This window comes from Mycobacterium appelbergii (genome assembly GCF_032883035.1).
Lineage (GTDB): Bacteria > Actinomycetota > Actinomycetes > Mycobacteriales > Mycobacteriaceae > Mycobacterium > Mycobacterium appelbergii.
On record NZ_JAMQTH010000006.1, the window covers coordinates 199004 to 212976 of the forward strand.

14 protein-coding genes and 2 riboswitches are annotated in these 13973 nt (G+C 66.5%); all 14 genes read right to left on the reverse strand.

Annotated elements, in window-relative coordinates:
* Positions 1-54 precede the first annotated feature (54 nt).
* Positions 55-1269 carry an NAD(P)/FAD-dependent oxidoreductase gene (locus M1247_RS15360; protein ID WP_317157209.1) on the reverse strand — a complete coding sequence of 405 codons (1215 nt, stop codon included), beginning with the start codon at positions 1267-1269 and terminating at the stop codon, positions 55-57.
* An 11-nt stretch (positions 1270-1280) separates the two neighbouring features.
* The gene (locus M1247_RS15365) at positions 1281-2009 is read right to left on the reverse strand and encodes a DUF72 domain-containing protein (protein ID WP_317157210.1); all 729 of its coding nucleotides are present in this window, start codon (positions 2007-2009) and stop codon (positions 1281-1283) included.
* Between the two features lie 27 nt (positions 2010-2036).
* Positions 2037-2621, reverse strand: coding sequence for a hypothetical protein (locus M1247_RS15370; RefSeq protein ID WP_317157211.1), 585 nt, complete (start codon positions 2619-2621; stop codon positions 2037-2039).
* 26 nt (positions 2622-2647) lie between these two features.
* Positions 2648-2893: a hypothetical protein gene (locus M1247_RS15375; RefSeq protein WP_410506874.1), complete on the reverse strand. Its 246-nt coding sequence runs from the start codon at positions 2891-2893 to the stop codon at positions 2648-2650.
* 13 nt (positions 2894-2906) lie between these two features.
* Positions 2907-3782 carry an oxygenase MpaB family protein gene (locus M1247_RS15380; RefSeq protein WP_317157212.1) on the reverse strand — a complete coding sequence of 292 codons (876 nt, stop codon included), beginning with the start codon at positions 3780-3782 and terminating at the stop codon, positions 2907-2909.
* 14 nt (positions 3783-3796) lie between these two features.
* Positions 3797-4021, reverse strand: a complete 225-nt coding sequence (locus M1247_RS15385; RefSeq protein WP_317157213.1) for a hypothetical protein — start codon at positions 4019-4021, stop codon at positions 3797-3799.
* Between the two features lie 94 nt (positions 4022-4115).
* Complete coding sequence (locus M1247_RS15390; protein WP_317157214.1) at positions 4116-4775, reverse strand: endonuclease; 660 nt, start codon at positions 4773-4775, stop codon at positions 4116-4118.
* A 38-nt stretch (positions 4776-4813) separates the two neighbouring features.
* Positions 4814-5149 carry a TfoX/Sxy family protein gene (locus M1247_RS15395; RefSeq protein ID WP_317157215.1) on the reverse strand — a complete coding sequence of 112 codons (336 nt, stop codon included), beginning with the start codon at positions 5147-5149 and terminating at the stop codon, positions 4814-4816.
* A gap of 17 nt (positions 5150-5166) precedes the next feature.
* The gene (locus M1247_RS15400) at positions 5167-6549 is read right to left on the reverse strand and encodes an L-serine ammonia-lyase (RefSeq protein WP_317157216.1); all 1383 of its coding nucleotides are present in this window, start codon (positions 6547-6549) and stop codon (positions 5167-5169) included.
* A 16-nt stretch (positions 6550-6565) separates the two neighbouring features.
* A complete protein-coding gene (gene glyA / locus M1247_RS15405; protein WP_317157217.1) occupies positions 6566-7834 on the reverse strand; it encodes a serine hydroxymethyltransferase in 1269 nt (422 codons plus the stop codon).
* Positions 7831-8235 carry a glycine cleavage system protein H gene (locus M1247_RS15410; RefSeq protein ID WP_317157218.1) on the reverse strand — a complete coding sequence of 135 codons (405 nt, stop codon included), beginning with the start codon at positions 8233-8235 and terminating at the stop codon, positions 7831-7833. The genes glyA and M1247_RS15410 overlap by 4 nt, the downstream gene beginning before the upstream one ends.
* Positions 8236-8250: 15 nt before the next feature.
* Positions 8251-9357 carry a glycine cleavage system aminomethyltransferase GcvT gene (gene gcvT / locus M1247_RS15415; RefSeq protein ID WP_317157219.1) on the reverse strand — a complete coding sequence of 369 codons (1107 nt, stop codon included), beginning with the start codon at positions 9355-9357 and terminating at the stop codon, positions 8251-8253.
* A 154-nt stretch (positions 9358-9511) separates the two neighbouring features.
* Positions 9512-9603: riboswitch (glycine riboswitch) on the reverse strand.
* A 78-nt stretch (positions 9604-9681) separates the two neighbouring features.
* The gene (gene cycA / locus M1247_RS15420; RefSeq protein ID WP_317157220.1) at positions 9682-11160 is read right to left on the reverse strand and encodes a D-serine/D-alanine/glycine transporter; all 1479 of its coding nucleotides are present in this window, start codon (positions 11158-11160) and stop codon (positions 9682-9684) included.
* Between the two features lie 153 nt (positions 11161-11313).
* Positions 11314-11412, reverse strand: a riboswitch (glycine riboswitch).
* Between the two features lie 194 nt (positions 11413-11606).
* A complete protein-coding gene (lon, locus tag M1247_RS15425) occupies positions 11607-13952 on the reverse strand; it encodes an endopeptidase La (protein WP_317157221.1) in 2346 nt (781 codons plus the stop codon).
* Between the last annotated feature and the right edge of the window lie 21 nt (positions 13953-13973).

The following is a 13973-nucleotide window of genomic DNA, read 5'->3' on the forward strand; positions in this document are numbered from 1 at the left end:
GATGACAATTTTGTTGAACCGCACCGCATTCGCGACGGTCGGCTGCCGGGGCGGCTAACCGGAACGCAACGGTTGCTGAGGGTCGGCAAGTCGTTGCGGGTCCACGACCACGCGGTCGCGGATCAACGCCTTGACATCGTCGAGGACATCCCACACATTGACGTTCATACCGGCCAGCACGCGGTTGTCGGCGGCCAGCCAGAATGCCACGAACTCGCGGTTTGCCACGTCGCCGCGGAATACCACCTGTGCATAGTCCGGCGCATGGCCGACGTACTCCATGCCGAGGTCGTACTGGTCGGTGAAGAAGTAGGGCAGTTCGTCGTATTCGGCGTTGCTGCCGAGCATTCCGGCGACGGCGATCGCAGGCTGCTTGAGTGCGTTGGCCCAGTGCTCGGTACGGATGCGCGTCCCGAACAGCGGATGTTGGGCGGCGGCGATGTCGCCGACGACGAAGATGTCGGGGTCGCTGCTGCGCAACGACGCGTCGACGAGGACTCCGCCGTCGCCGGTGTCAAGGCCCGCCCGCTCGGCGAGCGTGATGTTGGGTGCCGCGCCCACCGCAACCAGCACGGTGTCGGCGTCGATGGTCGAGCCGTCGCCGAGCAACAGCCCGGTCGCTTTCGACCCGGATGTGGTGATCTCCCGTACGGTCTGGCCGAGCCTCAGGTCGACACCGTGTTCGCGGTGCAGCCGGGCGAACACTTCGCCGAGTTCGGGGCCGAGTACGCCGAGCGGCACGTCAGCGGTTTCGACGACCGTGACGTTGACACCGCGCCCGCGCGCCGAGGCGGTGACCTCGAGTCCGATCCAGCCGGCGCCGATGACTGCCAGCGAGGACCCATCGGTCAGCGCCGAGCTCAATGCGGCGGCATCGTCGATCGTCCGCAGATAGTGCACGCCGTCGGCATCGCCGCCGGGGATGGGCGGGCGCCGCGATGCGGAGCCGGTGGCCAGCAGCAGCTTGTCGTAGGCCGCCGAGCTGCCGTCGGGCAGTGTGACGGTGTGCCCGGCCGGGTCGATCCCCACCACCTCCGTGCTCAACCTGAGGTCGACATTGTTGTCGCGATACCAGGACGCCGGATCGACGGTGAAATCCTCGAGCTTCTTTTTGCCTGCCAGGTACTCCTTGGACAGTGGAGGCCGCTCGTACGGTAGGTGCTCTTCGGCTCCGAACAGCACAATGTCGCCATCGAAGTCGTTGTCCCGTAAGGCTTCAGCGGCCTTTGCACCGGCCAGCCCGGCGCCGATGATCACGAAGGCTGTCATGCCAACTCAGGTTACTCGTCTGCCAGCAGCGCCTTGAGCTTTCGCGCGTTACGCACGGCGTGCCCGCCGAGATCATTGTTGAAATACACGACGACGCGACGGCCGTCGTCGTCCCATTGCCGGATCTGGCCGGCCCACCATCGCAACTGGTCATCGGTATAGGAGCCGGCATACCTGTTGGCAGGCTCGGGCCCGTGCAGCCGGACGTAGACCAGGTCACTGGTGGCCACGGGCTCGCACAACAGTCCGGGGCCGCTCATCACCACGTAGGCCGCGCCGCGTTCCTCCAACAGCGCGTACACCGCGGGGTTGTTCCACGACCGGTGCCGCAACTCCATCGCCACCGGGATGCGGGCCGGCATCTGCGACAGGAAACGGGTGAGCAGGTCGTCGTCGCGTTCGAGCCCGGGATGCAGTTGCACCAGCAGGGCTTCGCCGCGGTCGCCCAGCACATTCCAGCAGCGGTCGAACCGTTCGATCCACGGCTCCGGCGAACGCAGCCGGCGGTAGTGGGTCAATCCACGGTGGGCCTTGACCGACATGGTGAACCCGCCGGGTAGGCGCTTGCACCAACCGGCGAAGGTCGTGTCGGTGGGCCACCGGTAGAAGCTGGCGTTGAGTTCGACGGTGTGGAAGGCCTCCACGTAGCGGGCCAACCGCGCCGAGGCCGTGGTGCCTGCCGGATAGAGCACGCCGTTCCAGTGGTCGTAGGACCATCCCGACGTGCCGATCCGGATCATGCGCCTTCCCCATCGGGCGGCCCTTCGCTAAGGGACCTCGGTGTACTGGAGGGTGTAACCGTCGGCAGAGAACGTGAAACCTTTCCCGGACAGTTCACGCAGGCACGAGACCCCGGATTCTTCCTGCACATTGCACCGGAAGCCTGCGACCGCAAGCACTTTGCCGAACGGCAGGGCCTTGGCCGAGTCCGTGGCGAACTGGGACTGGGGCAACACCACGAAGGTGGCGTCGTTTTCACGGTCCACCACGATGGCGTTGGGTGTGGTCGCCTCGCCGTCGACCATCACATCGGGTTGGCCCGTGATACCGATGCCTGCGGTCAATCCGTTCGCCGATTCACAGCCGGCGCGGTCGCGCGGCAGGATCGCACACTGCCAACGCCCGCTGGGCGTGCTGAAGTAGTAGGCGTTGCGGCCGTCGACCTGCACCATGTAGTCGGTCGCATCGACCAGGTTCGCCGTGTTGACCGGGGGCGGCGGTGGTGTGGCTGAACTGGTCGGACTGTGCTGCGGCGACTCGTCGGTGTTGATGACCGTTCCCGACGCGCATCCGGTGAGTACCGCCGCTGCCGCGGCGAGGACCGCACTGGCCTTCACGATGCAAGCCTTCACGAGCCACGACACTAGCCAATGGATTCTCATCCGGGCACACAGATGTGCCCGCCCAAGAGCAGCAGCGGCCACAGCAACGTGACCTGACCGAACGCCACCAGGTTGGCCCCGGCCGGAACCTTGGTGAGCAGTTCGGTTTCGATCAGCTGAACCTGGTCGGGATGGAAGAAGGTCCATGCCAGGCCGATGACCAGGTAGGGCAACGCCAGCCACATCAGCGCCTCGATCATGCCTTCGACGCTGACCCGGTGGCTCAAGATCCGGCGTAGCACGGTGGCGCTCCGTTCAGATCAGCGCGCGCCCGGCGCGCACGCGCCGACGCACGTCGGCCACCAGCAGGTAGCTGCCTGCCTGCCGGATGAACACCGGCAGGAATCGGTTGGCAAAAGCCACCAGCAGGAACAGCCATTCGAACATCCGCTGCCTGCCGGGGCCCCATCCCATTCCGAGTGCGTCGCGAAATACCGGGGCGAGAAAGCCTGCGGTCAGAAACTTCAGCAGCGGTCGAAACGGTATCCGCAGTACCGGATTGACCATCTTCAGGTTCACCAGGTCATGGAGGTACCGGCCCACCACGTCGTCGATGACCACCTGCCGGCAGGCATCGTTCCAGTAGGTGTCGAACTCCGTGCGCGTCGGCGGCCACTGCTCGTCACTGACCTGCAGTGTGGTGCCCAGAGTCCGGGCCGACCGGTAGAACTGCTCGGCTTGTTCGCTGTTCAGGGCGCCGCGCAGCAGTTGATACGTGTCTTCCAATCCGACGAAAAGGCAGGCCGCCACCCACATCTGCAGGTCTCGGTCGAACGCGGAGTATGAAACCGGGCTTGCCGGGCCGGATTTCACCTGCCGGTGCGCGCCGTCGACGGCCTTGCGGTACGCAGCCCGATCCTCGGGAGTGCCCAGGATGGCCACGGCGAGGTAGCTGAACGTGGTCCTGGCCCGTTTCCACGGATGCTTCAGCAGGTTGCCCGACTCCACGGTGCTCTCGACGACGCCGTAACCGACGCCCGGCCGCGACAACTGCATGACGACGTTCGCGGCCCCGGCCGCGAAGGACCAGAAGTCCATCGCGTCGGCCACGGTGACCGGATTCTCGTCCCATCGCGCGGTGCGTCTGCCGACCGAGATGCGGGTGGTGGCGGTGGTGTCTCCGAGGGGCATTGTGGTGGCGCCGTTCAGCTCATACAGACGTTGGTGAACAACAGCACCGGCCACGACACGATCGATCCGAGGAATGACACCACGGCGTCGACGCTGCCCATGCCGGCCAGCTGCCCCGTATGGGTGACCGACCAGATGACACCGATGATCAGGTAGGGGACCGCAAGGATGATCGCGGTGCCGATCCACTCCGCGATGGTCATCTGGAGCGCGAGCACCTTGCGCACAGCCGTCAACATGTAGTCCTGCCCACCCGTCGTTGTTGCCAGACCACCACGATGTTAATGGCCATTCTGGTCCGGCGTCGCGAGAACGGGCCAGAACCCTCCGATCTCACGCCGTGGCGTGATCCGTATCCCGGGTCAGTTCGGCGCGCAGGTCGGTGTCCAACGATGCCCGCACCAGGGCGGCGGCCAGCTGGGCGTTGTGCTGCGGTGCCAACCGGCCCAACTTTGCCGGGTCACCGGGCAGACCCAGATCACGCGCGGCACCGAGGGCACGATCGTCGAAGTAGGGGCGCACCCAGGTCCAGATGTCCTGGACCTCACGCAGGAAGATGTCGGCGCCGGTTTCACCGATCCCCTTGAACTGCTGCAGGAGTCGGCTGGTGGCCGGAATGTCCCGGCCGGCTTCATCGGCGAGCCGGCGCAGGTCCCCGCCGTAGCGGTCACGCACCAGCACGGCCATGTCCGACAATCGGGTTGCCGAACTTTCGTCATAGCGGACATAGTGTGCCCGGCCGAACGCCGCGATCATCGACTTCCGGTCGGCGTCCAGGACGGCGTGCGGGGTGCGTAGCCCGCTGTGGAAGAGTTCACGCGCGGCGCACATGGCGATGCCCGCGTCGATCGGCTTGCTGGCGAGCATGCACAGCACGAGCAGTTCGAACAGCGGCATCGGCTTGTCGTTCAGCCGGATCCCCGCTTCCTCGGCGTAGGTGGTCCCGGCGCTGCGTAACAGTCGCTTGATCATCGCGTCGTGTCGGTCTGGCATCACCTTCCGCGTACCCCACCGGCGCGGCAGGGAAACGTTCACTTGGGTGGCAGGCTCCTGGCGTACGCGACGCCACGGCCGACCCAGCTCTTGAGCTGACGTGTGGTGGCGACCCCGTCAGGCGCAACCCGCAGCCACCCGCGCATCTCACGGCCGCCCATGATCATCGGCTCGACGTGGGCACGGTGCAGCAACTGCGCGGCGTCGTCGCGCGGCACCCGCACCATCAGCCCTCCGGCGCGGGCCGCGGCCACCGCAATGTTGCCGTCGAGCAGAAACGCCAAACCCCCGAACATCCGGCGCTCGTCGACACCACGCTCGGATCCGAGTAACTCCCGGACGCGGTCGGCCAGGTCAGGATCGAATGCCGTCATGGCGCCCCAATGTAGCGTCAGCACTCGACAAAGTTCACCGGCACGTTCACCGCGAGGCCCCCGGTGGAGGTCTCCTTGTACTTGGCGCTCATGTCCATGCCGGTCGATCGCATGGTTTCGATCACCTGGTCGAGCGTCACCAGGTGCGTGCCGTCGCCGCGCAACGCCATCCGGGCGGCGTTGATGGCCTTGCCGGCGGAGATGGCATTGCGTTCGATGCAGGGGATCTGCACCAGTCCGCCGATCGGGTCGCACGTCAGGCCGAGACTGTGTTCCATCGCGATCTCGGCGGCGTTCTCCACTTGTGATGTGGTGCCGCCGAGGATTTCGGCCAGTCCGCCGGCAGCCATCGACGCAGCCGACCCGACTTCGCCCTGGCAGCCCACCTCGGCACCCGAGATCGACGCCCGCTCCTTGTACAGCGAACCGATCGCCCCGGCGGTCAGCAGGAATTTCACTGCCGTGTCATCCGGGTTCGCTTTGCCCGCACGGGTGTAATGCAACGCGTAGTGCAGGACTGCGGGAATGATCCCGGCCGCACCGTTGGTCGGCGCGGTGACGATCCGTCCGCCCGAGGCGTTCTCTTCGTTGACGGCGAGCGCCACCAGGTTCACCCAGTCCTCGGCGTACTCGGGATCGCGGTTCGGGTCCTCGGCGTCGAGGCGTTGATACCAGTCCCGCGCGCGCCGGCGCACCCGCAGGTTGCCGGGTAGTTGACCGTCACGACTGATGCCCCGGTCCTGGCAGGCGACCATGACGTCCCGGATGTGCAGGAGCTGCTCCCGCACCTGCTCGGGGGATCGGGTGGTCAGTTCGTGGTTGAGCATCACCTCGCTGATCGGCAGATCATGCCGATCAGCCAGCGCGAGAAGCTCTTCCGCTGAACCGAACGACCAGGGGCTGGCCGAGGTACTGCGATTCTGGTGCGGTTCGGATTCGGTGAGCACGAAGCCGCCGCCGATGGAGAAGTAGGTTTCCCTGTGTAGTTCCCGGCCGTCGGCGGCGTTCGCGGCGACCGTCATTCCGTTGGGGTGGCGGGCCAGCACGGTCTGTGGATGTAGTCCGATCTGGTCCTGCGCCAACGGGATCGGTGTGGCGCCACCGAGCATGATGGTGCGGGTCTCCCGTAGCTGTTCCAACCGACGTTCCATCTCCTCGGTCTCGATGGTCTCGGGTTGGAATCCCTCCAGGCCCAGCAGGATCGCGGACATGGTGCCGTGACCGGCGCCGGTGGCCGCGAGCGAACCGTACAGGTCGACGCGTACGCCGGTGACCTCGTCGAGCAGGTCGCGTGCCGCGAGGTCGGCCGCGAACCTCGCTGCCGCGCGCATCGGGCCGACCGTGTGTGAACTCGACGGTCCGATGCCGACGGAGAACAGTTCGAAGACACTGATCGTCATGAGAAGACGTCCATGATCACAACTCCGGGTAGAGCGGATACTTGTCGGCCAGCGTACGAACCGCGGCCGCGAGATGGCCGGTATCGGCGTCCGGCGCGGCGGTGAGGACGGCCACGATCAGATCGGCGACCGCGGCGAAGTCGTCATCGTCGAATCCGCGCGCCGCCAGCGCAGGCGTGCCGATGCGCAGACCGGACGTCACCATCGGTGGCCGGGGATCGAACGGAACCGCGTTGCGGTTGACCGTGATACCGATGGCGTCGAGGCGGTTCTCGGCCTGCTGACCGTCGATCGCGGCGTCGCGCAGGTCCACCAGCACCAGGTGCACATCGGTACCACCGGTGAGCACGGTGATCCCGGCCTCCTTGGCGTCGGGCCTGCTCAGTCGTTCGGCCAGAATCCGCGCGCCGCGCAGGCAGCGCTCCTGCCGGTCGGTGAATGCCGGCTGGGCGGCCATTTTGAAACCGACGGCCTTGGCGGCGATCACGTGCTCGAGCGGGCCGCCCTGCTGACCGGGGAACACCGCCGAGTTGATCTTCTTGGCGAGGTCGGCATCGTTGGTGAGGATGATGCCGCCGCGGGGGCCGCCGAGGGTCTTGTGGGTTGTCGAGGTGACGACGTGCGCGTGCGGTACGGGTGACGGATGCAGACCGGCGGCGACCAGTCCGGCGAAATGAGCCATGTCCACCATCAGGTATGCGCCCACCTCGTCGGCGATCTCGCGCAAGCGTGCGAAGTCGAGCTGGCGCGGGTATGCCGACCAGCCGCCGATGATCAACTGCGGCTTGCACTCCCGTGCCACCCTGGCCACCTCGTCCAGGTCGACGAGATGGTCCTGCGGGGATACCCCGTAAGCGGCAACCTCGTACAGCTTGCCGGAGAAGTTCAACCGCATGCCGTGGGTGAGATGGCCACCGCAGTCCAGCGACATTCCCAGGATGGTGTCGCCGGGCTTGATCAGCGCATGCATGACGGCTGCGTTGGCCTGCGCGCCGGAATGCGGTTGTACGTTGGCGAATTTCGCGCCGAACAGCGCCTTGACCCGATCGATGGCGAGCCGCTCGATCACGTCGATGTGCTCACACCCGCCGTAGTAGCGGCGGCCGGGATAGCCTTCGGCATATTTGTTGGTCAACACCGAACCCTGCGCCTGCATCACCGACAATGGCGCGTGGTTCTCCGAGGCGATCATTTCCAGCCCGACGCGCTGACGCTGCAGTTCATGCCCGATCGCCTCGGCCACGTCCGGGTCGAAATCGGCCAGGCTCTGGTTGAGGACGCTCATGCCGAGACCCCGTTCTTGTCTGCGTATTCGGCCGCGGTGAGCAGTTCTGCCGTATCGGTCGGCAGGACGGCGAACAGCCAGCCCTCGCCGTAGGGATCGGAGGTCACCAGGGTCGGATCTTCGACGGCCGCCGAATTGACGACCGTGACCCGGCCACTGACCGGTGGATACAGCTCGGACACGGTCTTCGTGGATTCGACCTCACCGCAGGATTCACCCGCGACGACCAGGGAATCCACCTCGGGCAGGTCGACGAACACGAGGTCGCCGAGGGATTCGGCGGCCACCGCGGTGATACCGATCCGCACGGGCGCATCGGGCAGCGGGGCGCCGGGGGAGATGAGCACCCATTCGTGGTCAGCGGTATAGCTGCGATCGTCGGGAATTGTGGTGTCGGGCATCGGTATTCCTTTCGGCTAACGGCGGTAGAACTGGGACGGGGTCACATCGAACGGTTCGCGTCTGCCACGGACATCGGCGGTCACCTCGGTGTCGGGCGTTGCCAGCTCTGCGTCGAGGTAGGCCAGGGCGATCGGATAACCGAGCGTGGGGGACAGGGCTCCCGAGGTCACGAGCCCGACGGGGTTGTCCGCGTCGCCGTGGTGCAGTGCATATCCGGCGCGCGCGGCGCGCCGGCCGGTACCCCGCAACCCGGTCAGTACACGGCGCACCGGTTGTTCCGAGAGCTGTTGCAGCGCATCGCGACCCACGAAGTCCTTGGTGAGCCGGACCACCTTGCCCAGGCCGGCCTCATAGGGATTGGTGGCCGCGGTGAGTTCCTGTCCGTACAGGGGCATCCCGGCTTCCAGGCGCAGGGTGTCGCGGCAGGCTAGCCCGGCCGGCGCGCCGTCGACCGCGGCGACACCGTCGGCCAGGGCCCGCCACAGGGGCGCGGCTGCACCGGCGGCCACGTACAGTTCGAAGCCGTCCTCGCCGGTATAGCCGGTGCGGGCGAGCAGCACCTCGATGCCGGCGACCACGGCCCGCGTCACGGCGTAGTACTTGAGCGCGGCCACGGTGTCGGTCTGTGCATCCGGGGTCAATGCCTGCACGACGGCGTGGGCGGCCGGGCCCTGCACGGCGATCAGCGCGGTCTGGGCCGAGCGGTCGTGGACGGTTGCGTCGAAACCGTCGGCCCGCAGTGCGAATTCGCGCGCCACGACCGGCACGTTGGCCGCGTTGGCGACCACGAGGAAGTGCTCATCTGCGAGGCGGTAGATGACCAGATCGTCGATCACCCCGCCCTCGGGATTGCACATCAGCGAGTACTTGGCGCGACCGATCCCGACCTTGGAGAGCTCACCGACCAGCGCGAAGTCCAGCGCCGCACCCGCTTGTGGTCCGGTGATGTCGATCTCGCCCATATGGGAGAGATCGAACAGTCCGGCTGTGCTGCGGACGGCGTGGTGCTCGGTCAGCTCGCTGCGGTACTTCAGCGGCATCTGCCAACCGGCGAAGTCCGTGAACGTCGCGCCGAGGCCGCGGTGTTCCTCGAGTAGGGGCGAGATGGTTGGCAGGGTCACGAGGCGCTCCGGTTTCACTCGTGTCCGGACGGCGCCGGACATCGACAGGATCACCTCCCCGCTCTGTCCTGAAACCTGAGAGCCTGGGCGCGGTTGCGCCGTACACCTTCGGTAAGTGCCTGCGATAAACGCCTGCACTGTTCTCCAGAGTTGCCTCGACGCTGCGGTATTGGGCCTGAGAGATTCCCGGGGAGGAAGTTGCTCCTACGGCGCCTCCGGATCGGAGGATTCTCCCGCTGCGTGTCAACGGCATATTCAGTTGTGGTTCACATCACCATACGCTATCGAGGCCGGTGGTCCAGCGTTGAGCGCCAAGGACTTTGATCAGTCCTGTTTTGTCGCCTCCAGATCCGCACGGAAACTGGCCTCGCGGGCGAGGTGGCCCGGACGCCGACGCAGCACCGACCACGCCACGCCGAGCACGACGAACCACACCGGCGTGACCAGCAGCGCCTGCAGCGTGTCGGACTTCTGCGTGAATGCCCAGACCAGGAACGCGAAGAAGGCCAGCACCACGTAGCACATGACGATCCCACCGGGCATCTTGAACTTCGACGCCTCGTGCAGGTGCGGCCGGCGCCGCCGGTAGGTCAGGTAGCTGATCAGGATGATCGACCAGACGAACATGAAGCACAGTGACGAAATGGTGGTCACGATCGTGAACGCCTCGATGATCGAGTCGCCGACCATCACCATGACCACGCCCGACAACAGGAACACACCGGACAGGAACAAGGCATTGGCCGGTACCCGTCTCGAGGTGAGCCTGCCGAACCGGCTGGGGGCGTCGCCCTCCTGCGCCAGGCCGTACACCATCCGCGAGGTGGAATAGATCCCCGAGTTCGCGGACGACGCGGCCGAGGTCAGCACGACGAAGTTGACCACCGAGGCCGCGACGCCCAGGCCCGCGAGGCTGAACATCGCGACGAACGGGCTGTTGTCGGCGCTGATCTCGCGCCACGGGGTCACCGAGATGATGATCGCCAGTGCCGCGACGTAGAACAACATCACCCGCACCGGGATCGAGTTGATCGCCCTTGGCAGGTTGCGCTCGGGGTCCTTGGCCTCTGCGGCGGTGGTGCCGACCAGTTCGATACCCACGAACGCGAATGTCGCGATCTGGAAGCCGGCGACGAATCCCATCGGGCCGGTGGGGAAGAAGCCACCGTCATTCCACAGGTTCGAGAAGCTCGCGACCGCGCCACCGGGGGCGTGGAAGTGCCTGAACACCATCACGAGTCCCACCACGATGAGCGCGACGATCGCGACGATCTTGATCAGCGCGAACCAGAACTCGGTCTCGCCGAAGGCGCGGACGGTGGGCAGGTTCAAGGCGATCAACAACACGACCGCGGCCAGGGCCGGTATCCACAGCGGAAGGTTGCCCCACCAGTAGCTCACGTAACCCGAGATCGCCACCACGTCGGCGACGCCGGTGACGATCCAGCAGAACCAGTACGTCCAGCCGGTGAAGAAGCCCGCCCACGGGCCGAGCAGATCGGCGGCGAAGTCGGCGAAGGACTTGTAATGCAGATTGGACAGCAGCAGTTCGCCCATCGCCCGCATCACGAAGAACAACATGAAGCCGATGATCATGTAGACGAAGATCACCGAGGGGCCGGCGAGCGAGATCGTCTTGCCCGAGCCCATGAACAGGCCGGTGCCGATCGCACCGCCGATGGCGATGAGCTGGATGTGGCGGTTGGAGAGCTGGCGGGAGAGCCGTTGCTCGGTGGGCGGGGGCGTTGAATCCCCTGAGGACGCGTCACCGCGCGCAGCGGTCAAGTCACCGGATTGAGACATAACAACCTCGAGGATCTCAGGCGCCATCGGTAGCGCGGAAAGCGGGCGCCTCCCCACTCTGTCGATTGACCTGAGAGTTTTCACGGCCCGTCGCTGCGGGCCGCTTGCCCCTTCGGTGAGTTGGCTTGTGGGCCAACTGCTTTCCAGAGGTGCCTAGTCGCGGCGATACCGGTGCCTGAGAGATTCCCGGGGAGGATTTGCTCCTGCGGCGCCCGCCTGCTGAATGGGACGGGACTCTCCCGCCGCGACTCACTGGCATGTTGAGTTGTGCAGGCCACCCCCAATGCGGAGGTGTGCCGCGCGTCACGCTATCAGCAGGAAACCCATCGCGCACGTCCGCAGGTCAGACGGAAACTTTCCGGCCGAGCAGACACAAAAGTCCCCGATTCACCGGTGAATCGGGGACTTCTGCGTCTGCTCGCGCGATGGAGTCGCGCGTTCGGTTGTCAGGCCGCGACGGTCGCGGACTCCGGGCGTGGCTCCAGCGCCTGGGCGATGATGTCGGCCACGTCGGTCATCGGCCGAACGTCGAGCACCGCCAGCACTTCACTGGGCACGTCGTCCAGGTCGGCCTCGTTGCGTTGCGGGATGAACACCGTGCTCAGCCCGGCCCGCTGGGCGGCCAGCAGTTTCTGCTTGACACCGCCGATGGGCAGCACCCGGCCGTTCAGCGTGACCTCACCGGTCATGCCGACATCGCCGCGCACCTGACGCCCGGTCGCCATCGAGACCAGCGCGGTCACCATGGTGACACCCGCGGACGGGCCGTCTTTGGGCACCGCGCCGGCAGGCACGTGCACGTGGATCTGCCGGTCCAGTGCCTGCGGGTCGACGCCGAGCTCGGACGCGTGGGCCCGCACGTAGGACAGCGCAATCTGCGCGGATTCCTTCATCACGTCACCCAGTTGGCCGGTCAGCTTCAGGCCCGGCTCACCCGGGGTCCCGTTGGCTTCGATGTACAGGACATCGCCGCCGAGACCGGTGACGGCCAGGCCGGTCGCCACGCCGGGCACCGCGGTCCGCTCGTTGGACTCGGGGGTGAACCGCGGGCGGCCCAGGTACTCGACGAGATCCGGCTCGTCGATGGTCAGGGAATCGCCTGCTGCGGCCAGTTTCGTGGTGACCTTGCGCAACGCCTTGGCCAGCAACCGTTCGAACTGACGCACCCCGGGTTCCCGGGTGTAGTCGGCGGCGATCTTGCGCAGCGCCGCGTCGGTGACTCTGACCTCGTCAGCGGTCAGCGCCGCCCGCTCGGACTGCCGGGGCAGCAGGTAGTCCCTGGCGATGGCGACCTTGTCATCTTCGGTGTACCCGTCGATGGTCACCAGTTCCATCCGGTCCAGCAGCGCCGACGGGATGTTCTCGATCACGTTGGCCGTGGCCAGGAACACGACGTCGGACAGGTCCAGGTCGAGATCCAGGTAGTGGTCGCGGAACGTGTGGTTCTGCGCCGGGTCCAGTACCTCCAGCAGGGCGGCCGAAGGATCGCCCCGGTAGTCGGAGCCCACCTTGTCGATCTCGTCCAGCAGCACAACGGGATTCATCGATCCCGCCTCGCCGATCGCCCGCACGATCCGACCGGGCAACGCCCCGACATAGGTGCGCCGGTGGCCACGGATCTCGGCCTCGTCACGCACACCGCCCAGCGCGACACGGACGAACTTGCGGCCCAGGGCCCGTGCGACGGACTCGCCCAGCGAGGTCTTGCCGACTCCTGGGGGCCCGGCCAGCACCATCACGGCGCCGGAGCCACGCCCACCCACGACGGCCATGCCGCGCTGCGCGCGGCGGGCCCGCACGGCCAGATACTCGACGATGCGGTCCTTGACGTCATCGAGGCCGTGGTGGTCGGCGTCCAGGATCTCCCTGGCAGCCGCGAGATCGGTGGAATCCTCGGTGGTGAGGTTCCACGGCAGGTCCAGCACAGTGTCCAGCCAGGTGCGGATCCAGCCGCCCTCGGGGCTCTGGTCGCTGGACCGCTCCAGCTTTCCGACCTCGCGCAACGCCGCTTCCCGCACCTTCTCGGGCAGCTCGGCCGCCTCGACCCGGGCCCGGTAGTCCTCGGAGCCTTCGGGTTCGCCTTCGCCCAGTTCCTTGCGGATGGCGTTCAGCTGCTGGCGCAGCAGGAATTCCTTCTGCTGCTTGTCCATGCCCGAGCGCACATCCTCGGCGATCTTGTCGTTGACCTCGACCTCGGCCAGGTGCTCGCCGGTCCAGTCGATCAGGGCGCGCAACCGGGCCGCGACATCTGAGGTCTCCAGCAGCTCCCGCTTCTGCACGTCGGTCAGGTACGACGCATAGCCGGCGGTGTCGGCCAGCGCCGACGGGTCGGTGATCTTGTTGACCACGTCGACGATCTGCCAGGCCTCGCGGCGCTGAAGCATCGCCAGCAGCAGCTTCTTGTACTCGGTGGCGAGCGCTTTCGTATCGTCGTCGATCTCGGATTCGGTCACTTCGTCCACGAGCACCCACAGCGCGGTGCCGGGCCCGGTGGTCCCGGAACCGATGTGCGCGCGCCGTTCACCGCGGACGACGGCGGCCGCGCCACCGCCGGGCGTGCGACCGACCTGCACGATCGAGGCGATCACACCGTAAGTGGGGTAGCGGTCCTCAAGCCGTGGCGCGATGAGCAGCTTGCCGGTGTCGCCGGTCGGAGCCGCGGCCTCGGCCGCTTCGACGGCGACGCGGGCAGCGTCGTCGAGTTCGATCGGCACCACCATGCCGGGCAGCACGATCGGTTCGCTCAAGAACAACACGGGCACAGCGGTGGATGTTGCAGTTGACTCGGACATCAAACCTCCAAAGTTCAGTCT